The sequence below is a fragment of the Kribbella albertanoniae genome (assembly GCF_004348455.1).
Lineage (GTDB): Bacteria > Actinomycetota > Actinomycetes > Propionibacteriales > Kribbellaceae > Kribbella > Kribbella albertanoniae.
Map to the genome: position 1 here is coordinate 13,201 of NZ_SMKA01000052.1, position 24,214 is coordinate 37,414.

The 24,214-nt window shown below is 68.0% G+C and carries 20 protein-coding genes and 1 tRNA gene; 13 read left to right on the forward strand and 8 right to left on the reverse strand.

Annotated elements, in window-relative coordinates:
- Position 1: 1 nt before the first annotated feature.
- Complete coding sequence (locus tag E1261_RS14520; RefSeq protein WP_132406816.1) at positions 2-484, reverse strand: FHA domain-containing protein FhaB/FipA; 483 nt, start codon at positions 482-484, stop codon at positions 2-4.
- Positions 485-494: 10 nt separating this feature from the next.
- Entirely contained in the window at positions 495-1,328 is an 834-nt protein-coding gene (locus E1261_RS14525) for an FhaA domain-containing protein (protein WP_165952496.1), read from the reverse strand.
- A gap of 171 nt (positions 1,329-1,499) precedes the next feature.
- Here E1261_RS14525 and E1261_RS14530 point away from each other — a divergent pair.
- Positions 1,500-1,582 (forward strand) — tRNA-Leu (locus tag E1261_RS14530).
- 68 nt (positions 1,583-1,650) lie between these two features.
- Here E1261_RS14530 and E1261_RS14535 read toward each other — a convergent pair.
- On the reverse strand, positions 1,651-2,481 hold the full coding sequence (locus tag E1261_RS14535) for a carbon-nitrogen hydrolase family protein (RefSeq protein WP_132406819.1): 831 nt from the start codon (positions 2,479-2,481) through the stop codon (positions 1,651-1,653).
- Between the two features lie 170 nt (positions 2,482-2,651).
- On the opposite strand from E1261_RS14535, the gene E1261_RS14540 reads away from it, so the two are divergent.
- Positions 2,652-5,354, forward strand: a complete 2,703-nt coding sequence (locus E1261_RS14540; protein WP_132406821.1) for an AfsR/SARP family transcriptional regulator — start codon at positions 2,652-2,654, stop codon at positions 5,352-5,354.
- A 97-nt stretch (positions 5,355-5,451) separates the two neighbouring features.
- Positions 5,452-6,432, forward strand: coding sequence for a helix-turn-helix domain-containing protein (locus tag E1261_RS14545; RefSeq protein WP_132406823.1), 981 nt, complete (start codon positions 5,452-5,454; stop codon positions 6,430-6,432).
- Positions 6,433-6,443: 11 nt separating this feature from the next.
- On the opposite strand, the gene E1261_RS14550 is transcribed toward E1261_RS14545, so the two are convergent.
- Genes E1261_RS14550 through E1261_RS14565 form a run of 4 tightly spaced genes read right to left on the reverse strand, consistent with a single transcriptional unit; the run spans position 6,444 to position 9,817 of the window.
- Positions 6,444-7,637, reverse strand: a complete 1,194-nt coding sequence (locus E1261_RS14550) for an ABC transporter permease (protein WP_132406825.1) — start codon at positions 7,635-7,637, stop codon at positions 6,444-6,446.
- The gene (locus E1261_RS14555) at positions 7,630-8,304 is read right to left on the reverse strand and encodes an ABC transporter ATP-binding protein (protein ID WP_132406827.1); all 675 of its coding nucleotides are present in this window, start codon (positions 8,302-8,304) and stop codon (positions 7,630-7,632) included. The genes E1261_RS14550 and E1261_RS14555 overlap by 8 nt, the downstream gene beginning before the upstream one ends.
- Entirely contained in the window at positions 8,301-9,380 is a 1,080-nt protein-coding gene (locus E1261_RS14560) for a peptidoglycan-binding protein (protein WP_132406829.1), read from the reverse strand. Before E1261_RS14560 ends, E1261_RS14555 begins: the two co-directional genes overlap by 4 nt.
- Positions 9,359-9,817: a hypothetical protein gene (locus E1261_RS14565; protein WP_132406831.1), complete on the reverse strand. Its 459-nt coding sequence runs from the start codon at positions 9,815-9,817 to the stop codon at positions 9,359-9,361. Before E1261_RS14565 ends, E1261_RS14560 begins: the two co-directional genes overlap by 22 nt.
- A gap of 92 nt (positions 9,818-9,909) precedes the next feature.
- On the opposite strand from E1261_RS14565, the gene E1261_RS14570 reads away from it, so the two are divergent.
- Positions 9,910-10,566: a response regulator transcription factor gene (locus E1261_RS14570; RefSeq protein WP_132406833.1), complete on the forward strand. Its 657-nt coding sequence runs from the start codon at positions 9,910-9,912 to the stop codon at positions 10,564-10,566.
- Complete coding sequence (locus E1261_RS14575; RefSeq protein WP_132406835.1) at positions 10,563-11,705, forward strand: sensor histidine kinase; 1,143 nt, start codon at positions 10,563-10,565, stop codon at positions 11,703-11,705. The genes E1261_RS14570 and E1261_RS14575 overlap by 4 nt, the downstream gene beginning before the upstream one ends.
- Here E1261_RS14575 and E1261_RS14580 read toward each other — a convergent pair.
- Positions 11,698-15,294, reverse strand: a complete 3,597-nt coding sequence (locus E1261_RS14580) for a S8 family peptidase (RefSeq protein ID WP_132406837.1) — start codon at positions 15,292-15,294, stop codon at positions 11,698-11,700. The genes E1261_RS14575 and E1261_RS14580 overlap by 8 nt on opposite strands.
- Before the next feature lie 152 nt (positions 15,295-15,446).
- On the opposite strand from E1261_RS14580, the gene E1261_RS14585 reads away from it, so the two are divergent.
- From E1261_RS14585 to E1261_RS14620, 8 genes are all read left to right on the forward strand, one after another.
- Positions 15,447-16,223, forward strand: coding sequence for a PrsW family intramembrane metalloprotease (locus E1261_RS14585; protein ID WP_132406839.1), 777 nt, complete (start codon positions 15,447-15,449; stop codon positions 16,221-16,223).
- Positions 16,224-16,304: 81 nt separating this feature from the next.
- Positions 16,305-18,161, forward strand: a complete 1,857-nt coding sequence (locus E1261_RS14590) for a sialidase family protein (protein ID WP_132406841.1) — start codon at positions 16,305-16,307, stop codon at positions 18,159-18,161.
- 42 nt (positions 18,162-18,203) lie between these two features.
- Positions 18,204-18,827: a helix-turn-helix transcriptional regulator gene (locus E1261_RS14595; RefSeq protein WP_238176225.1), complete on the forward strand. Its 624-nt coding sequence runs from the start codon at positions 18,204-18,206 to the stop codon at positions 18,825-18,827.
- Positions 18,811-19,938, forward strand: a complete 1,128-nt coding sequence (locus E1261_RS14600; RefSeq protein ID WP_132406843.1) for an aminotransferase class I/II-fold pyridoxal phosphate-dependent enzyme — start codon at positions 18,811-18,813, stop codon at positions 19,936-19,938. The genes E1261_RS14595 and E1261_RS14600 overlap by 17 nt, the downstream gene beginning before the upstream one ends.
- Entirely contained in the window at positions 19,935-20,834 is a 900-nt protein-coding gene (locus E1261_RS14605) for an ornithine cyclodeaminase family protein (RefSeq protein WP_132406845.1), read from the forward strand. The genes E1261_RS14600 and E1261_RS14605 overlap by 4 nt, the downstream gene beginning before the upstream one ends.
- 210 nt (positions 20,835-21,044) lie before the next feature.
- The gene (locus E1261_RS14610) at positions 21,045-22,310 is read left to right on the forward strand and encodes an extracellular solute-binding protein (protein WP_132406847.1); all 1,266 of its coding nucleotides are present in this window, start codon (positions 21,045-21,047) and stop codon (positions 22,308-22,310) included.
- A gap of 3 nt (positions 22,311-22,313) precedes the next feature.
- Positions 22,314-23,270 (forward strand): carbohydrate ABC transporter permease, encoded by a 957-nt coding sequence (locus E1261_RS14615; protein ID WP_238176226.1) that lies wholly within the window; start codon positions 22,314-22,316, stop codon positions 23,268-23,270.
- Positions 23,267-24,091 (forward strand): carbohydrate ABC transporter permease, encoded by an 825-nt coding sequence (locus tag E1261_RS14620; protein ID WP_132406849.1) that lies wholly within the window; start codon positions 23,267-23,269, stop codon positions 24,089-24,091. The genes E1261_RS14615 and E1261_RS14620 overlap by 4 nt, the downstream gene beginning before the upstream one ends.
- Positions 24,092-24,214 lie beyond the last annotated feature (123 nt).

Sequence of the window (24,214 nt, forward strand, 5' to 3'; positions counted from 1 at the left end):
CCTACTTCGCGATGTTCAGCGTCGTCCGGCCGATCCGGATCGAGCCACCGATCTCGGCCGGCACCGGGCGGGTCACCCGCTGGCCGTCCAGGTACGTCCCGTTGGTCGAGCCGAGGTCCTCGACCCACCACTGACCCTCGGACAGGAACAGTCGCGAGTGCCGGGTGGAGGAGTAGTCGTCGTCGAGCCGGATCTGGCAGTCCGAACCACGGCCGATCACCACGGGCTCCTCGACCAGGGTCGCACCGACCCCGGCCTGCGGGCCGTCGGCGATCGTCACCGATCCGGGCAGCCCCTTGCGCTTCTTCACCGGTTTGGCCGGCTTCGGCGTCCGGGCCGCAGCCGGTACGGCGGCCGCCGCGGCCCGGCTGTCCACCTTCGCCCCGAACAGGTCGGAGCGAATCACGGACAGCACGGCCAGCACGAACATCCACAACAGGGCCAGGAACCCCAGTTTGATCAGGGTCAGCGTCAGTTCCGACATGGTGGTGCGGTCACCACCCGCTGCTCGGCGGCTGAGCCATCGGCTCGTCCGCCAGCCGCAGTGTCATCGTGGTGTTGCCGATCCGTACCGTCGAGCCGTCGACCAGCTCCTGCTCGGTGGCGCGCCGGCCGTTCACCAGCGTGCCGTTGGTCGAGCCGAGGTCGACCAGCACCACCCGGATCCCGCCGTTGCCCTCGGGCATCAGCCGGATCTCCGCGTGCCGCCGGGAGACCCCGGGGTCGTTGATCTGGATGTCCGCGTCGGTACCACGGCCGAGCACGACACCCGGCGGGTTGACCGGGCGGCGCCGCCCGTTGACCTCGAGCATCACCTGCGGGTGGCCGCTGCGGCGTGGCTGCGGTGCGGGCGGTGGGGTGACCGGGGCGCTCTGCAGCACCGTCTGGCCGTCGTTCGGCGGCACGTAGGGCTCCTGCTGGTAGGGCTGCTCGTAGGCTGGGGGGCGCCGTTGCGGTGTCCCGACGGTCGCACTGACCACCCGGAACTTACCGGTCGGGAGGTCGTCCGCCTGCGTCAGCTCGATCTCGATCGGCCCGGAGAACGTGTACCGCTGGATGTCGGCATGGTCCCGCAGCTCGTTGGACAGCTCGTGGTTGAGGGTCCGGCCGTACGCGTTCAGGCGCTCGAAATCGCCCGGGCCCAGTTCGATGGTGAAGTGGTTCGGCACCAGCCGCCGGTCCCGGGACAGGATCCGTGCGGTGTTGTCGATCTCACGCTTGAGCGCCGCAGCCAGCTCGATCGGCTCGACATCGCCCTTGAATGCGCGCGCGAAGACACCGCTCACGATGCCCTCCAGACGTCGCTCGAAGCGCTGCAGCGGTCGCACGCCTCCTCCTCCACGGTCGGTCCCACGGTCCTTGATCCACCGGTCGGGGCGGACACACCGGGTACGACGATCGATCGTATCGGGAGGTTCGACCGAACCCGCAATGTGAAGCGCTCGACATTCCCGTGCTAATGTTTCCACTCGTTGCCAGGGCATCGCCCGAGCAGCAGCGCGCGAGTGGCGGAATGGCAGACGCGCACGGTTCAGGTCCGTGTGCCCGAAAGGGCGTGGGGGTTCAACTCCCCCCTCGCGCACAGCGAATGCCAAGCAGAAGTCCCGGTCGAGAGACCGGGATTTTTTGTTTGTCCGGACGTGTGCTCGCTCACAGGGCGGTTCGGTTGGTGGAGCGGGGGTCGGTGACGGCGCGGGAGCGGTAGATCTCGCCTTTGGTGGCGATCGCGCGCCAGGGGCGGGCGGCGTGCAGGGGGAAGTTCATCGTGGGGTCGTCGCGGTCGATGGTGGCGAAGGCGAGCTGGGACTGGCCGGCCACCTGGGTGGTGTAGAGGCCGGCCGGGGTGATCAGACCGGACGGGGTCGGGTCGTCGGGCAGGGCCGGGAGTGAGGTCGACACCCAGTAGCAGTTGATCGCGGCGTGCGCGGCGGCCTTGGTCTCGAAGGGCTCGTTGGCGCCGTACGACGAGAGCAGCAGGCACTCGACGCCGAGGCGCTCGTACTGCGCGAAGAGCTGCGGGAAGTTGATCTCGATGCAGAGCAGGGTGCCGAAGCGGTAGCCGTCGACGTCGAAGACGACGGGGTCGAAACCGGGCGTGTAGAAGTGCGTGATCTCGGTGTGCGAGCAAAGGCGCTTGTCGTAGCGGTCGACCAGGGCACCGGCGTCGGAGATGACGTACAGGCTGTTGTGCGGGCGGTGTGGCGGGGTCAGCGGGTGAGCCGAGCCGAGCACGACCCAGATCTCCAGCTCGGCGGCCAATGCCATGATCTGCTCGAGCTCGGTGCGGACGGTGGTCCAGTCGACCTGGGACCAGTCGGCGATCTGCGCCTTCGCGTAGCCACTCAGCATGCCTTCGGGGAACTGCACCAGCCGGGCCCGTCCGGCCGCTGCCTTCCGCATCAGCGAACGGACCGTCTTCCCGTTCTCCACCGCGTCCGCGGTGATGGTCGGCTGAGTGATGGCAATGCGAATCCCCGTCATCGCCCTACCGTCTCAGCCCGCGCCGACAGAAGTGGGGACCGGCGCGGGGAATCCGTTGGCTGCAACGACGGGTCAGGAACCTTGGTAGGCAGAATCTCGGTGGGACATGTGCTCTCCTTCGTTCTTCCGTACCATCGCGCAGGAGGTTTGACCGCAACCTTGCGTCAGCCTTGAATCCGCAGGTCAGCGCGCTGGAGGCGGCGATGAAGTACGGCGTTCTGGGGGAGGTCGTGCCGACGTCCTCGGGGCATTTGCGGCAACGTTCGGTGCTGGCGGTGCTGTTGCTCGAGGCCGGTCGCCCAGTGACCGCGGACCAGCTCGTAGAACGGGTCTGGGGTGACAGCGCCCCGCAGCGCGCACGCGAGACGCTCTACGCCTACCTGTCCCGGCTGCGCACTGTCCTGGACGCAGAGCTCGTCCGCCAGTCCAGTGGCTACGTTCTGCAGGTCGACCCGGACCGCGTGGACGTCCACCGCTTCCGGCGCCTGCTCGCGGCGGCCAACGCCGAGCAGTCCGCAGCTCTCTTCGAGGAGGCGCTGGGCCTCTGGCGCGGTGAGGCTCTAGCCGACCTAGACACCCCCTGGTTCGCGGAGCAACGCGAGCGCCTGCACGCGGAACGCTTCGCGGCCGAACTCGACCTGACCGACCTGCAGCTGTCCCAAGGCGAGTACGGCGATCTCCTGCCGGTACTGCGGAGTCGCAGCCAGGCGCATCCGCTCGACGAGCGCGTGGCCGGTCAACTGATGCTGGCCTTGCAGCGAGCTGATCGAGCTGCTGACGCACTGCAGGAGTACGACCGCATCCGCCGCGCACTGGTGGACGAGCTGGCGATCGAACCGTCCGCCCGGCTCCAGCAACTGCAACAGGAGATCCTCGGCACCACCCAGGTCGCCCGCGTGGTGCCACAGCAACTGCCGGCAGCACCGGCCACCTTCGTCGGACGCGACCCAGCACTCAAGCAACTCTCCACCGCACTGGCTGGCGACCACCAGCAGGCGACAGTCGCGGTGTCAGCGGTCGGTGGCGCCGGTGGGATCGGCAAGACCTCACTGGTCCTGCACTGGGCCCATCGCAACCTGGCCCGCTTCCCGGATGGCCAGCTGTTCATCGACCTGCGCGGTTTCGACCCGATAGAACCGCCGCTGCCGGCCGAGACAGCCATGAGCGGTCTCCTGCAAGCTCTCGGTGCCGGGCGTCTTCCACCCGATCCACAGGCCCGGGCCGGTCTGTACCGGACCATGCTGGCGGGCAAGCGGCTGTTGCTGGTGCTGGACAACGCCAAGGAGAGTTCTCAGGTCGCAGCACTGCTGCCCGGTACGGCGGGGTGCACGGTGATCGTGACCAGCCGCAACCGTCTGGGCGGACTGCTCACGCGGCACGGCGCCGTACCGGTGGATCTTGATGTCCTCGATCCCGCCGACGCACGGGACCTCCTGCAGCGACAGATCGGTGCAGACCGGGCGAGTGTGGAGCCGGAAGCCTTTGCGGAGTTGCTGACGCACTGTGCCGGTCTGCCGCTGGCACTGGCGATCTTGGCGGCCCGCATCGCCGGGCGGCCCGACTTCCCGTTGTCGGCCTTTGCGGATGAGCTACGGGACACAGAGGCTCGCCTGGACGCCTTCGAGGCCGGTGAGCTCGACGCGGGGCTCCGCAGTGTCTTCGACTGCTCGTACCGCGCACTCGACCCGGATGCCGCCGCCCTGCTCGCGTTGCTGGCACACGTCCCCGGACAAGACATCAGTACGGCGTCAGTGGCGGCGCTCGTGGACGGGAACCCGCGACGCAGTCTCGCCCGGCTGGAGAGCGCGCACCTGATTCGTCAGCACGCTCCTGGTCGCTACAGCCTGCACGATCTGATCCGCCTGTACGCCCGCGAGCAGAAGGTCGACGACAGCCAGGCGCTGTGGCGACTGGCCGACCACTACCGCCGGGGCGTTGTCGAGGCGGACCGGGTGATCGCTCCGGAGCGCTCGCCGGTGAACGGTGACCAGATTGGTCCGTTGGGTCTGAAGGACCGCGACGAGGCCAGTGCCTGGGTGGATGCCGAGGCCGACAACCTGCTGGCGACCCAGCGGCTGGCCATGGAACGCGGCTGGCCCGACGTCGTCTGGCACCTTGCCTACGGTCTGACGGTCTTCCAAACCTGGCGTGGACAGGACATGGTGTCGGCGGAGATGTGGGCGAACGCGCTGACCGTCGTACCGCACCTGGACGAAGCTGCTGACCAGGCGATGGTCCATCGCTACTACGGCCGCAGCCGCGGCATGCTGGGGAAGCGCGACGAGGCGTTGTCGCACTTGGAGCAGGCGCTGGTCTACGCAGCACGCAGCGGCCGGACAACCGAGCATGCGGCCTGCCTGCAGATGCTGGCCGGCGCACTGGCCAACCAGCAGGATTTCGAGGCCGCACTGCCGTACGGGCTTGCTCAGCTGGAGCTGTACAAGACGCTGGGCAAGCAGCGCTGGCTGGCGGACTCCTACAACGTCGTCGCGTGGATCCAGGCCAAACTCGGCCACTACGACGAAGCGCGCGCAGCCGGTCTGGCGTCCCTCGAGATCTTCGAGCAGACCGGCGACAACGACAGCCGGGGTGACGTCCTGGACTCTCTCGGCGTCGCCGCGCTGGGGGCCGGTCGGTTCGACGAAGCCTTGGCCGCGTTCGAGGAGGCGCTCGCGTCGTACGAACAGATCAGCAACCTGCGCCAGATCGCTGAGACCCGGGACCACATCGGGGACGTGTACTGGGCCCGCGGTGACCTGGCCGAGGCCCGCACGGCATGGCAGGACGCCCTGACGGCGTACAGCGATCAGGGTCGTGAACAGCAGGCCGAGAGCGTGCGAGCGAAGCTGACCGCCCTCGACGCCGACCGCTAGCCGCGGCTGCGCCAGTCAAGATTTGATCAAAGCCGCGCGGAAAACGGTCGCCGTGGGCGTGTCCGGACTGGTTAGCTGGGGTGCGGGAGGTGAATCGATGCAGGACGGTTTGTTGCTCGACGCCGAGGAGGAGCGGGCTTACCGGCTGCTCGTCGGCTTGTCGGCCGCGCGCTCCACCGAGCTGGCCGAGGTTGCCCAGCTGGCGCCTCAGGAGGCCGTGGAGGTGCTGCAGCGGTTGCAGGCGAAGGGCCTGGTCGCGATCAGTCCGTCGGCCGATGAGCCGGTGTTCCGCGCGTTGCCGCCGGACGTTGCGCTCGGCACCACGCTGCTGCGTCGGCAGGAGTCGCTCGAAGCGGCCCGCAAGACGGTGGCTGTGCTGAGCGAGGAGTTCCGGGCCAGCGCGAGCCGTCGGGACGCACACCACCTGGTCGAGGTCGTCGTCGGTGCCGCGGCGCTGCGGGAGCGGCTCCGGGACCTGCAGGAGTCGGCCCGCGAGGAGATCCTCTGGTTCTGCCGAGCGAACCCGCTGGCCATGCAAGGCGCCGAGAACACCGAGGAGTACGGCGCTCTGTCCCGTGGGGTCCGCTATCGCGCCATCTACGAGCGTGCGCTGCTCGAGACACCCGGTGAACTCGACACCATCGCCGAGGGCATCAGCTGGGGTGAGGAGGCCAGGACGCTGCCCACTCTGCCGGTCCGGCTCGCGATCGTGGACCGGGCGACCGCAGTCTGCCCACTGGTCCGGGACGACGAGCTAGGCATCGGCGAACCCACTGCAGCCGTGATCAGCCGCGGCCAGCTGCTCGACGCAGTCCTGGCGCTCTTCGAGAGCCACTGGGAGATGGCCACCCCGGTGACGATGCACTCCGGCGGGGAACCGGCCACCGGGGTTCTCGACGACCATGAACGCTTCCTGCTCTCACTACTCGTTGCCGGCGTCCCCGACAAGTCGATCGCCTCGCAGCTCGGGATCAGCCGCCGTACCGTCCAGCGCCGCCTCGACCGCCTGATGGTGCTTGCCGGTGTGGATACCCGCACCGGCCTGTCCTACCAAGCCGCCCGGCGCAATTGGATCTAGCGCAACTGGATCTAGACCGGCGCACTGAGTGCCTCCGTCGGAGCCAGCCGTGCCGCCTGCACCGCTGGATAAAGCCCGGCCAGCACTCCGATCACCGCAGTGGCCACCAGGCCGCCCAGCAATGCCCACACCGGTACGACGGCCGACCAACCGCGCGTGGTGGCGTAGCCGACAGTGACCAGGGTCCCGAGCAGCGCTCCGCCAAGACCTCCGAGTCCTGACAGCAGCAGCGCCTCGGTCAGGAACTGCGACCGGATCTGATGGCGGGTGGCGCCGAGTGCGCGCCGCAGTCCGATCTCGCCGCGGCGTTCGAGGACCGAGACCACCATGGTGTTCGCGACGCCGACACCACCGGCCAGCAGAGCTACCGCGCCGAGTCCGAGCAGCAGTGCGTCGAGGGTGGCGTCCGCAGCCTGTTGTGCGGCCAGGGCATCCGACGGACGCGACACATCGACCTCGTTCGGCGCCTCCGGCTTGGCCGTCGCCGCCAGGACCTTCTGTACGGCGGTCACGTCGTCCTCGACCGCCCGCGCGTAGATGGTGGTCGGATAGCCGTCGAAGCCGAGGAGCGCTTTGGCCACTGGCCAACCGACGAGAGCGGCATTGTCGAGTTCCGGTGCGAGCGGAGCGGGCCGCAGGAGGCCGACGACTGTGAACCACTGGGTCCCGAGGTAGACCTGCTGTCCCACTACGGCTCCGAGGTGCTGAGCAGCCTGCGCGCCCAGGACAACGGCCGGATACTGCGCAGTGGCGGCGTTGAGGAACGTCCCGGCAGCGGACTCGGCGCCGATCGTCGGCAGCAGATCGATCTGTGCCGCGACCACCTGGATGCCGCCGGTCTGTCCGGGCGGGACCTTGTCCGTCCGGTACACCGAGACCTCCGGCACCGCACCGACTGCCGACACCGCGGTCACAGGCTGGATCCGGTCGACCATGGCGACCGACTCGGTCGGCAGGTGCACGTCCTCACCGAACAGGTTCTGGCCCGGCCCTACCATCAGCAGGTTGGTTCCCAGCGCCTGCAGTTGCCGGTTGAGGTCTGCGCGGCTCGAGGTGGAGATTCCGACCACCGCCACCATGGCGGCGATCCCGATCGCGATGCCGAGCGCGGACAGCACCACCCGGACCGGTCTGGCCCGCAGGCCGGCGAGTCCCACCCGGGCGAGATCGGCTGGTGAGAGCCGTCCGGGTTCGAGGTCAGCCATCGGAACCTGCCTGGATCCGGCCGTCGCGCAGTCTGACCTGGCGGGGCAGTGCGGCGGCGATGTCGTGGTCGTGGGTGATGATCAGCACGGTCGTCCCTTCGGTGTGCAGGGAGCGGAGCAGGGCCATGACGCCGGCACCCGCCACGCTGTCGAGGTTGCCGGTCGGTTCGTCGGCCAGGAGCAGCGGCGGGTGCCCGATCAGAGCGCGGGCGATGGCCACGCGCTGACGTTCACCGCCGGACAGTTGGTGCGGGCGGTGGTCGAGCCGTTGGCCGAGACCCACCTGGTGCAGCACGTCCGCGGCTCGCACCAGACGCTCGGTACGGGGCACACCGGCGTACAGGAGGCCGTCGGCGACGCTGTGCAGCGCCGTGACCCCGGCGGTCAGGTGGAACTGCTGGAACACGAAACCGATCCGCTGTGCGCGCAGGGCCGACACCTGGCGGTCGGACAGACTGCCTACGTCGTGGCCGTCGATCCGGAGGGTGCCGCTGGTCGGCCGGTCCAGGGTGCCGATCAGGTTCAGCAGTGTGGACTTGCCCGACCCGGACGGCCCGACGATCGCGACCAGTTCGCCGCGGCCGATGGTCAGGTCGGCGTCGCGGAGCGCGGCCACGCCACCGGCGTACCGCTTGGTCGCCCGCTCGAGTTCGATCAGGGCGGTCATCCGGCCACACCCACTACGGTCCCAGCGGTGATGCCGGCACCGGTGACCTCCACCTTGCCTCCAGCGAACATCCCGGTCTTCACAGCGACGTACGACGTCGTGCCGGCTGCGACGACCTGGACGCCGTACCCGCCCTCGGCGAGAGCGACCAGCGCAGCGATCGGTACGGCGAGCACGCCGTGCTTCTGCGCCGACACCAGCGCCACGTCGACCGGTGCGGAGTCGAGGCCGCCGGCTGCGGCTGGATCGGCCAGACCGATCACCACCGGCACAGTGGGCGGATCGTCGCTGCCCTCCTCCGGGACTGTGGCTACAGATGAGATAGCGGCCACTGTCCCCGCGACAGCCTTCCCGGTCGGCAACGTGACTGTTGCCTTAAGCCCCTTCTTCACCAGGTGCTGCTTGGCGACGTCCAGTCCGACGACCACCAGCGGAGTGGTGCCGCTGTAGGTCAGGATCTCGTTGTTCGTGTTCGATCCGACCCGATCACCGGGCGCCAGTGTGTGCATCGCGATCCGCAGGCCGCCGTTTCCGGCCAGGTTCGCCGGCGGCCCCAGCTGAGCCAGTACGACGTCATGCGGTTCCACGACGCCGGTCTCGGGCTGGCCGGTCGCCTCCTGCCACGCTGTCACCGCGTTCGCCGTCGCCGTGCCGTACTTCGAGTTGGGTTTCACCTTGAGGTAGCCGAGAGCGGCCAGGTTCTGTTCGGCCAGCAGGACGTCCGCACCCTTGGTGCCGAGCTTCAGTGGACGGTAGAGCGGAGTGCTGCCCTTCCACAGGATCACCGGAACGTTGTCGACCTTGTACACCGGCTGGCCGACCTTCACGGTCGAACCCTCCGGTGCGATCCAGGTGATCGTGCCCGGGTTCGCAGCGACGGTCAGCGGCTGCGGAACGCCGTACGAGAGCGTGCCGCTCACCTGCACGGTCTGCACCAGGTTGGTCTTCACCACGGTCGCTGTCGGCGGTGGTTCGCTGTCGGCGACCACCTCGCTGCCATCGGCGCCGGCAATCACTGCGGTCGCGGCTGCGACCGCCAGCACTGCGGCCCCTGTCACCCAAGTACGTGGCTGCATGCCTCTGCCGCCTTCTTGAACGCAGGGTTGTTCCGGTCGACCGCACCGCCGCCGAACATGCCGTCCTTGCTTCCCGGCTTCGGATCCGGGAAGTCAGGCAGGCCGTTGGAGCGCATGCACTTCGCGAACTCCAGGTACTTCGTCTGGTCGGCCGGTGCCTCGCTGCCGCGGACTCCGCCCGGGATGAGGTCCTTGCACGCGGCCAGTGCAGTTTTGAAGGCCGGTGAGTTCACCAGGGCCGGGTCGATCCCGGCCAGGCCCTTCCCTGGTGCCGGCTCGGAGACCTGGACGCCGTGGTCGGCCATACAAGCGCTGAAGGTTTGTGCGGCCGGAGTGGTCGCGGACGGCGTACTGCTCGCGGTTGCGACTCCGTCGCCGGCCTCGGCACACCCCGCCAGGGCCGCTGTCATCAGTAGTACTGCTGCGATCGTCTTCATACCGAGGAGTGAAGCCAGCAGCGGATAACCAGGGCGTAAACCGGTACGTGGTGGTTATCCCCCGGTTACGCGGCGCCCGGCACGATGGAGCCATGCGGATCCTGGTGGTCGAGGACGAGAGCCTGCTGGCGGACGAAGTCGCGCGCGGACTGCGGCGCGAGTCCTTTGCGGTCGATGTCGTGTACGACGGAGCCGCTGCGCTGGAGCGGATCGGCGTGCACGCGTACGACGTCGTCGTACTGGACCGGGACCTGCCGCTCGTGCACGGTGACGAGGTGTGCCGGCAGATCGTCAGCGGCGAGTCGGCCGCGCGGGTGCTGATGCTGACCGCGTCGACCGCGGTCCGCGATCGAGTGGCCGGACTGGCCATCGGCGCGGATGACTACCTCGGCAAGCCGTTCTCGTTCGCCGAGCTTGCCGCACGGGTGCACGCGTTGGCCCGGCGGTCGCAACCCGCCGTACCGCCGCTTCTGGAGCGTGCTGGAATCAGACTGGACCCCGCGCGGCGTGCAGTGGAGCGGGACGGCCGCCCGATCGCGCTGGCGAACCGGGAGTTCGCAGTACTCGCAGAACTGCTCAGGGCCGAGGGGGCGGTGGTCTCCGCGGAGGAGCTACTGGAGAAGGCGTGGGACGAGCACATCGACCCGTTCAGCAATGTGGTGCGGGTGACGGTGATGAAGCTCCGCCGCAAGCTCGGTGACCCACCACTGGTCGAGACCATGCCCGGCGCGGGCTACCGGCTGCCATGAAGAGCTGGACGCTACGCGCGCGCCTGACCATCCTGTACGGCGGCCTGTTCCTCGTCGCCGGTGCGGTCCTGCTCGGTGTGACCTATCTGCTCGTTCAGAACAGCCTGGCAACCCAGCTGGACGGACCGACCGACGCGCGGATCGCAGCGCTCCGCGTATCTGCGGTCGGGGCGTCCGGGCGGGATGTGGATCAGTTGGTCGCCGAGATCCAGCGTCAGCAGCAGGAGGTGCGGTCCGCGGCCGGTAGGGCGCTGCTGACCCAGGGCGGCATCGCTCTGCTCGGTGTCGGACTGCTGGCCGGTGCCTCGGGCTGGCTACTGGCCGGCCGGGCGCTGCGTCCCGTGCAGCGGATCCGGGAGACTGCGCAGCGGATCGCCGCGGACGGCACCGGGAACGGTCTGCACGAGCGGATTGCCCTGGTCGGTGCCGACGACGACGTGAAGCAGTTGGCCGACAGCTTCGACGAGATGCTGGACCGGCTGGACCGGTCGTTCGACGGACAGCGCCGCTTCGTTGCGAATGCCTCCCACGAGCTGCGGACGCCGCTGGCGATGAACCGGGTGCTGGTCGACGTCGCGCTCGGCGAGCCCGGCGTACCGGACCAGACGAAGGAGTTGGGCGCGTCACTGCTCGCGGTGAACCGGCGGCACGAACAGCTGATCGAAGGGCTGCTGCTGCTGGCGGAGAGCGAGAGCGCGGCGTTCGACACGCAGCCGGTGGACCTGGCCGCGATCGCGGCGGAAGTCGTCGAAGCCACCAGTACCGAGCTGACCTTGAGTACAACGCTGGGCGCCGCTTCGACGATTGGTGACCCGGTCCTGCTCGGCCGCTTGGTCGAGAACCTGGTGGAGAACGCAGTCCGCTACAACGTCCCCGGTGGGTCGGTCGACGTGCGGACCACCCGAGGGCCGGAGCAGGTGGTGCTCACGGTGACCAACACAGGGCCGGTGGTCCTGGACTCCGAAGTCGAGGCGCTGTTCGAGCCCTTCCGCCGGGCGCGCGTCCGGACCGAGCAGAGGGGCTCAGGTCTGGGACTGTCGATCGTCCGGGCTGTTGCGAAGGCGCATGGCGGCGAGGCCGTCGCGCAGGCCAACCCGGACGGTGGTCTCACCGTCCGGGTCAGCCTGCCGACTACTTGACGCCGTACGCGCGGATGACGGTCTGGGTGACCTTGGTGCCGTCGGCACCGGTTGCCTGGACCTTCAGCGAGACGGTGTTGCGGGCGTTGGCCACGATCGCGACGTACTGGCCGAAGGCGCCCACCACGGGGAGCCGCTGCCAGGACTTGCCCTCGTCGTACGACGCCCACGCCTGCAGGCTCTTCGTCTTGGGCGCGTCGAAGCCCAGGACATGTGTGCGCGAGGCGCGGCCGTTCAGATCGGTCGGTGCCTTGTAGCCGACCTGCAGCAGGGACAGCGGGGTTGCCTTGTCCTCTGCGGTCTTGGCCGAGCGGAACTCCCAGCTGGTCTGGGTACGCGTGCCCCAGAGCCATTCGCCTTCCGAGTCGTTCCGTTCGGTGTTGAGGTCCAGCCGGTACGACGCGTCGCCGCTGGTGGTGATCACGTCCTGCCACGCGTTGGGCAGCTCGACGATCGTCGTACCGTTGCGCGACAGCACTGCCGAGGCCGCAGTGGTCTCGCCGATCGTGTAGTGCCCGTTCGAGTCGACGAACGTCGGGATGCGCAGCGAGAGCCGGTCACCTGTCCTCGTGGAGACCACACCAGGTGCAGCGGCCGGCCGGACGACCGGACCGAACCACGTCTCGTTCGACGTACCGGTGCGGTAGCTCTTGGGCTGTTCGGTCATGCCACCGCGCAGCGGGTTCATGGTGTCCCAGGTCCAGAGGTGGTGGACCCGGTGCTGCCAGAGCGAGTCACCAGAGGTCACCCACTCCTCACGGACCTTCGGCGTCTGGACGAACCGCTGGTAGTCGTTCCAGGAGTAGTCCTGCCACGGGCGCCAGCCGAACCGCTGCTCCTTGGCCCAGCCGAAGCCACCGTTGTCGTGGTAGCGCGTGGTGACGCGTGCGGAGTTCTGCGGTGTCACCTTGTAGGTGATCTTGCTGGGGATCGCCCCGGTCGACACCTGCTGCACGTCGTACAGGTAGGGGCTCGACGTCGTCAGCGTGACGTCGATGGTGGCGCGGCCGCTCCGAGCGCGGTCGATCAGCTTCTGGCCGTTGCCGGCGGTGGTCACCATCGCCGGGATGGGTTCCCGGTCTCCCAGCGGTCGCCAGACCGTCCACGCGCCTTGTCCGGCCGGACGGACCAGGATGATCGCAGCGACTCCAGCGGCAGCCGCTGCCGCGATCTGCTCCTCCTCGCTCATGTCCTCCCGAGTGGGCTCAACCAGCAGGGCACCCTTGGCAGCCTTGAGAACGAGCGGGAACCGCCGCTTGCCTTCGTACGACGGCGACTGGTGCAGCAGGTTGATGTCGAGCTCGGGCATCGAGGTCTGGACCAGGGGTGCAACCAGCTGCCAGCGGGACGAGAACTCGAACTTGCCGTCCAGGACCGGCTTGGTCGGCGTCACGTTCACCTGCTCGACGGTGCTGAAGTGCATCACTCCGTGGCTGATCGAGCGGCCGTTGGGGTACTCGCGGTGCACGTAGTAGCTGAGGATCGACTGCTGCTCGGACGGCTTCGGCGTCTCGATGGTGATCGGCACGGCCTTGCGAGCATCGATGACGATTTCCCGGTCCTTGTCGACCACGACGTTCGGATCGGTGAACAGGCTGACCTGCTCGAGCTCCGGGTCGTAGCTCTCGACCAGCGAGTGCAGCAGGTACGTGCCCTCTTCGACCTGAGCCTCGTAGGTCTGACCGTCGCCGATCCACGCCAGTACGTCGGAACGCGAGTTGCTGCCGTAGAGCGAGATGACCGGGACACCGGTCGGCTCGCCGTCCAGTCCGACCGCCCGCAAGGTCACAGTGTGCTTCGGACCCTGCTTGAACGCACCAACTGCAGTGCGGGTGAGCACTCCGTTCGGCCCGGTCGCTGTGACCCAGCCGCTGTGCAGACCGCGCTCAAGCTTCGCCGTGTCCAGCTTGAGTGAGACGTCGGCGCTTCCGTGTGCTGGGACGGTCACGGTGGCGGGGAGGCCGAGGGCATCGGTCTCGGGCTTGCCGTCGTCGAGGTTGGTGACTGCTGTGGACAACGCGAGCGTGATCGGGGCAGCGCTGTCGTTCCGGTAGGTGATGGTCCGGTTGGTCGACGCAGTCGTGGTCTGCAGGCCGAAGTCGGCCACACCGCTGGCATACACCTGCTGGGCAACCGCACGCGTCAGGTCGACCCGGCCGGCGCCTTGCTGGTAGGCAGTCTGGTCTGCCTGAGTCTTCGCGGTGCTGACCAGTGCGTTCTTGAGCTGGTCGGCTTTCCAGTCCGGGTGCTGCTGGGCGAGCAGCGCCGCCGCGCCAGCCACGTGCGGCGTGGCCATCGACGTACCGGAGGCGGCTGTGTAGAGGTTGTCCACCGGATTGCCCATGTCAGTGCCGGCCGCGCGGGCCGCAACGATCTCCACACCCGGTGCGGTGATCTCAGGCTTCAGTCCGCCGTCGCCGATCCGCGGTCCGCGGCTGGAGAAGTCGGCCAGCTGGTCGGCCCGGTCAACGGCTCCGACCGTGAGGGCAGCGGCTGCGGCGCCCGGCGTACCGACCGTCTCGTCGCTCGGGCCGTCGTTGCCGGCTGCGATGACGAACAGCGTGCCGGTCCGCGCGGTGATGTCGTTGACGGCCACGCTCATCGGGTCGGTCCCGTCGGTGGCCCCACCGCCGAGGCTCATGTTGATCACCTTGGCGCCCTTCGCGGCCGCCCACTCCATCCCGGCGATGATCCACGAGTCATACCCGTAGCCGTCGTCGCTGAGTACCTTCCCGATCAGCAGGTCGGCCTGAGGCGCGACACCCTTCCGGGCACCACCTGCACCCGCACCGGTCCCGGCGATCGTCGCCGCGACGTGTGTGCCGTGACCGAAGTGGTCGGCCGGCCCGGTCGCGCTGTTGGAGAAGTCCTGGGACTCCTTCACCTTGCCGGCCAGATCGGGGTGCTGCGCGTCCACACCGGTGTCCAGTACGGCGACCTGTACGCCGGAGCCCTGGTAACCCGCCTTCCACGCATCCGGTGCACCGATCTGCGCCACGCTCTTGTCCAGCGTCGGACGCACCTTGCCGTCCAGCCACACCTTGCTGACTCCGCTGCTCAGCGTTCTGGCACCAGCGAGTGACTTCCACAGCTGCGGGAGCTCACCCTTCGCCGCTGACACCGCTGCGCCGCCGATCGAGTCGAGCTGCCGAGTGGTCGTCGTACCGGCGAGTGCGGTGGAGGTGCGGGCGCCCCCGGCGTACTTCACGATCAGTGGGAGCTGCGGTGCGGCGGAGTCGCCGTACCCGTCCCTGATCAGCTCGTCCACGTCGAACAGGTCGACGTCGAGAACACCGGTGGAGATGTACGGCACGGCGTCACTCGGCAGCACGCGCAGTCCGCCGTCAGCCTCGACGGTGTGGAACGCCACGCGCTCGCGGCCGGGTGCAGGCTGGACGCTGGCCGCCTTCTTGCCGTGACCGGCGTCGGTGACCGAGACGACGTCGCCGGTGATCAGGGTGACGGAGCTGGTGGTGGGCTGGGCACTACCGCGCTGGGGTGGTGACCCCGCGTTGGCAGGCGCCACCGTGACCGCGCCGAGGGTCAGCACCGCGGCGAGGGTGACCGCAGGGATCCGTGGTGAGGGCATGGGCAGTCTCCTCGTTCGGAGTTCAGTAGTTCACAGGCTGGGGGCAGCTCTGTTCCGTTTGAGTTTGCAATCTCGTCACGGTGATCCGCCCTGTCCATCACTGCCGTCCCTGCGACATGGCGCAAGTAGGCCAGCACCGGCACCATCAGCACATGAGTGCGATCGCGGTCCGCAAGTGGGCATGGCTGGGGACGCTGCTGGTTGGGGCGGGGCTGTACTTCGCCGTACTGGCAGTGCTTGCCGACACCAACAATCCGAACCTGTTCCCGACGATGATCCTGCTCGGGGCGCTGGTGGTCCCGCTGACGTTCGTGACGTTCGCGGCGGGCCGGTCCGGGCGGTGGCTGATCGACGGGCCGACGCTGGGCGGGTGTCTGCTGTTCGGCGGAGTGGTGGGCGTCGTGGTCGCCGGACTACTCGAGTACGACGCCATGCGCCGCCTGGGCACGTTGCCGATGCTCGGAGTCGGGCTGATCGAGGAGGCGGCCAAGCTGGTCGTCCCGGCGGTGCTGGTGGTGTTCTTCGGGCACCGCTACCGCAACTCAGTCGGGCGCGGCATCATCATCGGAGTCGCCGTCGGCACCGGGTTCGCCGTACTGGAAACCATGGGCTACGCCTTCGTCGCCCTGCTGCAGTCCGGCGGAAACGTCGGTGCCGCCGAGCAGACCCTGTTCGTCCGCGGCCTCCTGTCCCCAGCCGGCCACGCCGCCTGGACCGGCCTGAGCTGCTGGGGCCTCTGGCGCTTCGTCAGCGCCCCCAGCGGCAAACACCTAGCCGGCTTCATCGGCATGTACGCCCTCGCCGTAGCCCTCCACACCACCTGGGACGGCATCGGCGGCGTAGTCACCTACGCCGTCGTCGGCGCCATCTCCATCACCCTCCTCCTCATCGGCCTCCGCCGCGCCGCACGGGCCGACACCCGCCAGTAAGTACGGGTGCGGTACGGGAAGTGGAGCGTTGCTGGTCGTCTCTAGGGTGCGGATACTGCTGCGCGTCCAGGGGAGGCAACGATGTACCGACGGGTTCTGATGGCGGTGATCCTGATTGCGAGCGTTGGTTTGGCGCCTGTCGCAACCAGGCAGGCAGAGGCGGCGATTTCGGGCACCACGGTTTTCGAGGGCGGTGTCGGCGGCTACGCCTGTTACCGCGTCCCCGCCATCGTGCGCACCACGAAGGGCACCCTGCTCGCGTTCGCCGAGGGTCGCCAAGGCAACTGTCTCGACAACGGCGACCACAACCTCGTTCTGCGCCGGTCGACCGACAACGGCCGCACCTGGGTCCCGGCCGTGACGCAGGCGCCCATCCGGGTGGCCAGCGGTATCCCCGGCGGCGACAAGCATGCGCCGACCACGTGGGGCAATCCGGTCCCGATCGTGGATCAGGAGTCCGAGCGCATCGTCCTGCTGTCCAGGTACAGCCCGGAGATCAGTGACGGGGACCCGACGACACCTGGACCGCCGCGCCTTCCCTACCTGCAGATCAGCATCGACGACGGACTCGAGTGGTCGACACCACGGAACCTGTCGTCAGAAGTAGGCCAGGGGATGCCCGGGCCGGGCCACGGCATCCAGCTCGCCGACGGCCCAGCGGCGACGCGTGGCCGGTTGGTGGCTCCGATGTGGTTCGGTGGGTTCCACCGCACCGCGCTCGTGTACAGCGATGACGGTGGTCTGACGTGGGCCCGGGGTGCCGAGTCGCCGGCCGGAGCCGACCGGATGGCCGGCGAGCCCAACGCCGTCGAACGGGCGAACGGTCAGATCTACGTGCTGGCCAGGGATAACAAGGCGGACTACCCCGGCACATCTGAGCCGTACGACGGCCGGGACAAGGTGTACGCCGTCAGTTCGGACGGTGGCCTGACCTTCGACGCGGAGTTCAAGAAGCTCCCCAACCTCGAGTCGCCGGTCGTCCAGAGCGCCGTACTGCGGCTGCGTTCGACGGCGCACGGCGACAAGTACAACCGGATCCTGCTGTCCTCGCCGTCGGTCAACGCCCGGGAGAGGATGATGATCCGCTCCTCCTTCGACGAAGGCGTCAACTACCAGGACACCTCCGGGGGCACCCTGATCTACTCCGGTCCGTCCGGCTACTCCGACCTGGTCGAGGCGAACAGCGGTCAGATCGGGATGCTGTACGAGCGAGGTGTCAGCAAATATTACGAATCGATCAGATACGCCTCGTTCACCGAAGCGGACCTGGGTCTGCCGGACAGCTACACCGGCGGCGTCGCCACTCCTGATCTGTCCGGCCACGGCAACACGTCGCGCATCCGCGGCGGTGCCACGACCGTCGCCGGACGCTTCGGTCAGGCCGTGCGGCTCGACGGGACCGACGACTACGTCCAGGTGCCGTTCGCCGAGTCCATGGCCGTCAACGCCGGAGACTTCACGCTGGCGGCCTGGGTCAAGTACAGCGCGACCACTGGCAATCACCCGATCTTCTGGGCGTACAACGTGGGTGAGAACTTCTCCCAGGTCTGGCTTCGGGCGGAACCGGAAGGCAACCGCGTCCGCGGGTTCATCAGTCATCAGAACAAGACCGCCGTCGTCCAGACCAGCAACGCCTACAACGACGGGCAATGGCATCACGTCGTCCTGAAACGGGCAGAGGGCGTGCTGTCCCTGTCCGTCGATGGTGTGACGAACCCGAACGTGGCAGCCGCCCCGGCAGGCAGCGTGAGCCCGGGCCGCCCGTTCCACGTTCACATCGGCCGGCGGCTCGACGGTGGTCAGCACTTCGCCGGCGCGCTCGACGAGGTCCGGCTCTACACCCGGGCCCTGTCGGACACGGAACTCAAGTCCATCCGCATTGACAATGCGGCGAACATCCCGGACGCCATCCTGCGACTGCCGCTCGAGCCGCAGTGATCTGTCTGGACAGTTTGTCTAGGATGGACGTATTGTCCGGGCGTGACTCCTGAGCAGTTGGCGCCGGTGGGTGAGGTGTTGGCGCGGTTGTTGTCGCCTCATGCGGAGGTTGTGCTGCATGACTCGGTGACGGATCGGATCGCGATGATCTGGAATCCGTTGTCGGGGCGGGGGCCTGGGGACGCGTCGTTGCTTGGTGAGTTGGATGAGCTGAGCGCGACCGGTCGGGATGCGTATGGGCCGTATCCGAAGGTGCTGCCGGACGGGCGGCGGCTGTCGAGTGTGAGCGCGGTACTGCGGGACGAGGACGGTACGGCTGCGTACGTGCTGTGTGTGAATGTGGATCGGACTGCGTTCGAGACTGCGAGCCGGCTGCTGGCCGCATTTGCTGCGCCGGTGTCGGGCCAGCCGCGGGTGTTCTTTGAGCACGACTGGACCGAGAAGCTGAATGAGCTGGTGGTCGGCTACGTGCAGGAGTGCGGTGTGCCGGTGGAGCGGTTGACCCGGGCGGACCGGGTGGAGTTGCTCAGTCGTCTGGATGCGGCTGGGGTGCTCAGCCAGCGCCGGTCGGTGCCGACGGTGGCGCGTGCGTTGCAGGTGTCGCGGTCTGCGCTCTACCAACTGCTCGCCGAGGCCCGGAAGGAGCCGCATGCCGACCCTGCCTGATTTCCGGCTGGAGACACACTTCGCGCGCTGGGAGTTCACCGCGCGCTACCACCTGACCGCATCGGACGCGCAGACGCTCCCCCTGTCCGAGCTGCTCGCACTGGCTGACGACGACGGCCGCGAGCGCTGGGAGTCGCTGGCCCTCGGCTACACCGAGGTGCGCGGACTGCCTGCGCTGCGGGAGGCCATCGCGGCGACGTACGCGGAGGCGCAGCCTGAGGACATCCTCTGCTTCGCCGGTGCGGAGGAGGGGATCTACCTCGCCATGCGCACCCTGCTCGAGCCGAGCGACCACGTGGTCGTGCTGACGCCGAACTACCAAGCGGCCGAGACCGTGCCGTCGGCCGTCGCGCAGGTCACGGGAGTCGCGCTGCGGCCCGAGGACGGCTGGGCGCTGGATGTGGACGCCATCGAGCGCACACTGCGGCCGAACACCAGGATGGTCTCGGTCAACTTCCCGAACAACCCGACCGGCGCAGTGGCCGCACCTGAGGCCTGGCAGCGACTCGTGGACCTGTGCACCGAGCGCGGCATCCTGCTGTTCTCCGACGAGGTCTACCGCGGACTCGAGCTGAACCGAGATCCGTTGCCCCAGGCAACCGATCTGTCAGGTACGGCGCTCTCCCTGAACGTGATGTCCAAGGCCTACGGGCTCCCCGGCCTGCGGATCGGCTGGATCGCCTGCCGCGACCAAGCCGTACTGGATCGGCTCGAACGTGCCAAGCACTACACGACCATCTGCAACTCGGCGCCCAGTGAGGTGCTTGCGCTGATCGCACTGCGTGCCCGCGACCAGCTGCTCACCCGGAACCGCGGGATCGTCGCGGCGAACCTCCCGCTCTTCACTGCGTTCTTCGACCGCTACCCCGACCTGTTCGAGTTCACCGCGCCGGACGGCGGCTGCGTGACCTATCCGCGCTACCTCGGGCCGGATGGCGTGGAGGCGATGTGCGAGTCGCTGGTGGAACAGGCCGGCGTACTGCTGCTGCCGTCCAGCATCTACAGCTCCACACTCACCGAAACACCCACCGACCGCTTCCGGATAGGCCTCGGTCGTCAGAATCCCGGACCGGCTCTGGCCGCCTGGGCGGACTGGCTGGAACAGCGATGACACTGCCGGTCTTCGGTCTCGACGCCATCAGCCGGGCCGCAACACCGGCGGTGGTCTTCGAGGCGGTGCGCTCGGCGCTGATCGCGCATGCGGAGGGACGGACGTCGGTACCGGCGCCGATGGTGCTCGAGTTCCCGCAGTACGACGGGGACACGCATGTGAAGGCCGGTCACGTGGCTGGTACGCCGTACTTCGTGGTGAAGGTGGCGAGCACCTTCGGCTCGGTCAACAACGGACTGATGCTCGCAGTGGACGCGACCAACGGTCAGCCGGCCGCAGTGCTCGCGGACGAGGGCAAACTGACCGCATGGCGTACGGCGGCGGCCGGGGCGCTGATCACCGATGCGATGACGCCGGTCGGGGTCGATGAGGTCGCCGTACTCGGCACGGGTGAGCAGGCGCTGCTGCAGGTGCTGTGGTTGCGCGAGCTGCGACCGCTGCGCCGAGTGAAGGTCTGGGGGCGTCGACCAGAAGCTGTCGAGCGTCTCTGCAAGGCCATGAGCGCCGAGGGCATCAATGCGACACCTGACGGACTAGATGGTGCGACCTGTGTGATCGCCACGACGGCTGCTCGGGAACCGCTGCCAGCGGACGCGTTCCGGGGAGCCGTGCACATCACCGGGATCGGGACCGACATGCCGGGCAAGGGTGAGCTCCCGCCCGAGGTGTTCGCCGGGGCGTTCGTCGCCACCGACGACCACGCGCAGTGTCTCCATCACGGCGACTTCGGCAACGCGGTCCGGGCCGGCGTGATCGAGGCGGACCACGACGTACCAGTGGGTGCGGTTCTCCGCGACGGGATGCAGCGGGACCGGCAGTCTGTCGCGGATCTCACCGGGGTCGGCGCGATCGACGCGGCCGTCGCCGGTGCCGTTCTGGCCCAACTGGTTCGTTAATTGGCATCAGGAGGTGCGTAAGTGGTTTGGTTGCGCTATGCGCAACGAGCGCTGCGCTACTTGACCGGTTTAGCCACTTATGCATGCGTGATCCAGCGCGGATGCGCTCTCACGGAATAGTAACGGACACTTCTGAACTATTGCCAGGGCGACCCCGGCTGGGCAATTCTCTGGGCCTCTGCAGGAACAGGTTCATACCAGGGGTGATCCATGAAGTTCCGTTCGCTTGCCGTGGCTGCTGTCGCGGCCCTGTCCCTCACCGCCCTCGCGGCGTGTGGGTCGTCCGGCGACAAGAACGACGCAAGTTCCGGTCCGAAGACCATCGACGTGTGGCTGATGAAGGGGAGCGTCTCAGACGACTTCCTGAAGCGGTTCACCGACGACTTCGCCGCGAAGCACACCGACGTCAAGCTGAACGTCCAGATCCAGGAGTGGAACGGGATCGGCCCGAAGATCATCGGCGCGCTGGCCAGCAAGGACGCGCCGGACGTGATCGAGGTCGGCAACACCCAGGTCGCGCAGTACTCGGCCTCCGGCGGGGTCCGCGACCTGACCGACAAGAAGGCCGACCTGCAGGGTGACGACTGGATCGAAGGTCTGGCCGGCCCCGGCAACTACGAGGGCAAGCAGTTCGGGATCCCTTACTACGCGGCGAACCGGGTCGTGGTCTACCGCAAGGACCTGTTCGCGGCGGCCGGGATCACGACCCCGCCGAAGACCCGCGAGGAGTGGCTGGCCGCCACCGCCAAGCTGAACACCGGCGGCAACCAGGGCATCTACCTGCCCGGCCAGAACTTCTACGTGCTGTCCGGCTTCATCTGGGACGAGGGCGGCGACCTCGCGGTCAAGGACGGCGAGAACTGGAAGGGCGCGCTGAGCAGCCCCGAGGCGCTCAAGGGGATGGACTTCTACAAGCAGATCCAGGCGCTCGGCAAGGGCCCGAAGGACTCCGACGAGGCCAAGCCGACCCAGACCGACGTGTTCGCGCAGGGCAAGGTCGCGCAGATGATCGCCGTACCGGGTGCCGCCGAGCTGATCGTCCAGGCGAACCCGGCGCTCAAGGACAAGCTGGGCTTCTTCCCGATCCCGGGCAAGACCGCCGACAAGCCGGGCGCGGTCTTCACCGGTGGCTCGGACCTGATCGTGCCGGAGGCGTCGGACGCCCCGGACGCGGCCTACACCTTCATCAAGGAGCTGGCCGGCGAGAAGTGGCAGGTCGACCTGGCCAAGTCGATGAAGTACGTGCCGAACCGCAAGGCGCTCGCGTCCCAGGTCACCGGTGACGAGGGCACCAGCGCGATGGCGGCCGGTGCGGCCAACGGCAAGGCGACGCCGAACTCGCCGAACTGGGCCGCGGTCGAGGCCAAGAACCCGATCAAGGAGTACCAGACCAAGGTGCTCACCGGCGGTGACCCGGCCGCGGCGGCCCAGGCGGCCGACGCGATCATCACCGAGGCCCTGAACAGCGGAAAGTAGACCGTGGCCCTCGCTCAACTCGAGCGGACCGCCCCCGCCCCCGAGCCGGACCCACCGGCCCGGGCCCGGCGGGGGCGCCCGCGTGTCCTCCCGTATCTGCTCATCGCGCCGACCGTCCTCGGGATGGCGTACCTGCTGATCTACCCGCTGATCCGGAACCTGGTCGTCTCGTTCCAGAAGTTCGGGATCGCGCAGCTGATCCGCGGTGGTGCCGACTTCGTCGGGTTCGACAACTACCGGGCGATCTTCACCGACGACAAGTTCTGGTCGGTGGTCGGCCGCACCTTCGCGTTCACCGCGATCAACGTCGTACTGATCATGGTGCTGTCCACCCTGGTCGCGCTGCTGATCGATGCCCTGGGCAAGTGGATGCGCTTCCTGCTGATGGGTGGCCTGGTGCTGGCCTGGGCAATTCCGGTGCTGGCGGCAACGACCGTGTTCCAATGGTTGTTCCAGTCCCAGCTCGGAGTCGTGAACTGGGTGCTCGTCAAGCTCGGCTTCACCCAGTACGACGGCTATGCGTGGTTCGCGGACGGTACGTCGACGTTCGCGATCATCGTGATCATGATCGTCTGGCAGTCGGTGCCGTTCGCGGCGCTCACCCTCTACGCCGCGATCACGACGGTACCGAAGGAGATCTACGAGTCGGCGTCGATGGACGGGGCCGGTCCGGTCCGGATGTTCGGGCTGATCACGTTCCCGATCCTGCGGCCGATGTTCGGGCTGATCCTGTGCCTGGAGGTGATCTGGGTCTTCAAGAGCTTCGTGCAGATCTGGGTGATCAGCCAGGGCGGACCGGGCGACGCCACGCTGACCCTGCCGGTCTACGCCTACCAGATCGCGCAGTCGCTGAACCGGTACGACCTCGGTGCCGCGATCTCGATGGTCACCGTGCTGCTGCTGACCGTCGTACTGCTCGCCTACTTCCGGCAGCTGTTCAAGGAAGAGGGCGAACTGTGAAGCCAAGGCGGATCGTCCTCAACGTCATCGCGCTGGGAGTCTTCGCGTTCGCGGTCTTCCCGGTCTACTGGATGGTGCTCACCGCGTTCAAGCCGACGAAGGACATCCAGGCCGAGACGCCGTCGTTCTTCCCGGCGAACATCACCTTCAGCCACTTCGGTACGGCGGTCAACGCCGACGGCTTCTGGCTGTTTTGGCGGAACTCGGCGTTCGTCGCGATCACCGGCGTACTGCTCGCTCTGATCGTTGCGTGCCTGGCCGCGTTCGCGGTCGCGCGACTGAAATGGAAGGGCCGGCAGGCGTTCATCGTGATGGTGTTCGTCGCGCAGATGACGCCGTGGGAGGCGTTGCTGATCCCGATGTACGTGATCGCGCGCGACACCGACATGCTGGACAAACTGCCGATGCTGACGCTGATCTACTTCATGATGACGCTGCCGTTCACGATCGTGACACTGCGCGGATTCCTGAACGCGATCCCGGCCGATCTCGAGGAGGCCGCGCAGGTCGACGGGTGCAACCAGTTCCAGGCGTTCCGGCGGATCGTGTTCCCGCTGCTGGCGCCCGGCCTGTTGTCCACGTCGCTGTTCGGGTTCATCACCGCGTGGAACGAGTTCGCGTTCGCGAACCTGCTGATCATCAAGGAGCAGGACCAGCGCACGCTGCCGGTCTGGCTCTCGTCGTTCAGCAACACCTTCGGCACCGACTGGGGCGCGACGATGGCCGCGGCCACGTTGTTCATGCTCCCGGTCCTGCTGATCTTCCTGGTCCTCCAGGGCCGCGTCACCTCCGGCGTCGCCGCCGGCGCGGTCAAGGGTTAGACGGTATGGAGTGACCGCACGGTCTGTGGTCCCGGTTTCCTCGGGCGGTGATTGTGAAGCCGGCGTGCGGGATGGCGTCAACGTCGTTCATGCTCGCTGCGCTGCGCGTGCTCCACGTTGACT

Coding starts and splice junctions, on each gene's coding strand:
- E1261_RS14575 (WP_132406835.1), top strand. CDS start 10,563: ATGAAGAGCTGGACGCTACGCGCGCGCCTGACCATCCTGTACGGCGGC.
- E1261_RS14560 (WP_132406829.1), bottom strand. CDS start 9,380: ATGCAGCCACGTACTTGGGTGACAGGGGCCGCAGTGCTGGCGGTCGCA.
- E1261_RS14550 (WP_132406825.1), bottom strand. CDS start 7,637: ATGGCTGACCTCGAACCCGGACGGCTCTCACCAGCCGATCTCGCCCGG.
- E1261_RS14555 (WP_132406827.1), bottom strand. CDS start 8,304: ATGACCGCCCTGATCGAACTCGAGCGGGCGACCAAGCGGTACGCCGGT.
- E1261_RS14590 (WP_132406841.1), top strand. CDS start 16,305: ATGTACCGACGGGTTCTGATGGCGGTGATCCTGATTGCGAGCGTTGGT.
- E1261_RS14535 (WP_132406819.1), bottom strand. CDS start 2,481: ATGACGGGGATTCGCATTGCCATCACTCAGCCGACCATCACCGCGGAC.
- E1261_RS14585 (WP_132406839.1), top strand. CDS start 15,447: ATGAGTGCGATCGCGGTCCGCAAGTGGGCATGGCTGGGGACGCTGCTG.
- E1261_RS14570 (WP_132406833.1), top strand. CDS start 9,910: ATGCGGATCCTGGTGGTCGAGGACGAGAGCCTGCTGGCGGACGAAGTC.
- E1261_RS14610 (WP_132406847.1), top strand. CDS start 21,045: ATGAAGTTCCGTTCGCTTGCCGTGGCTGCTGTCGCGGCCCTGTCCCTC.
- E1261_RS14605 (WP_132406845.1), top strand. CDS start 19,935: ATGACACTGCCGGTCTTCGGTCTCGACGCCATCAGCCGGGCCGCAACA.
- E1261_RS14565 (WP_132406831.1), bottom strand. CDS start 9,817: ATGAAGACGATCGCAGCAGTACTACTGATGACAGCGGCCCTGGCGGGG.
- E1261_RS14520 (WP_132406816.1), bottom strand. CDS start 484: ATGTCGGAACTGACGCTGACCCTGATCAAACTGGGGTTCCTGGCCCTG.
- E1261_RS14545 (WP_132406823.1), top strand. CDS start 5,452: ATGCAGGACGGTTTGTTGCTCGACGCCGAGGAGGAGCGGGCTTACCGG.
- E1261_RS14600 (WP_132406843.1), top strand. CDS start 18,811: ATGCCGACCCTGCCTGATTTCCGGCTGGAGACACACTTCGCGCGCTGG.
- E1261_RS14580 (WP_132406837.1), bottom strand. CDS start 15,294: ATGCCCTCACCACGGATCCCTGCGGTCACCCTCGCCGCGGTGCTGACC.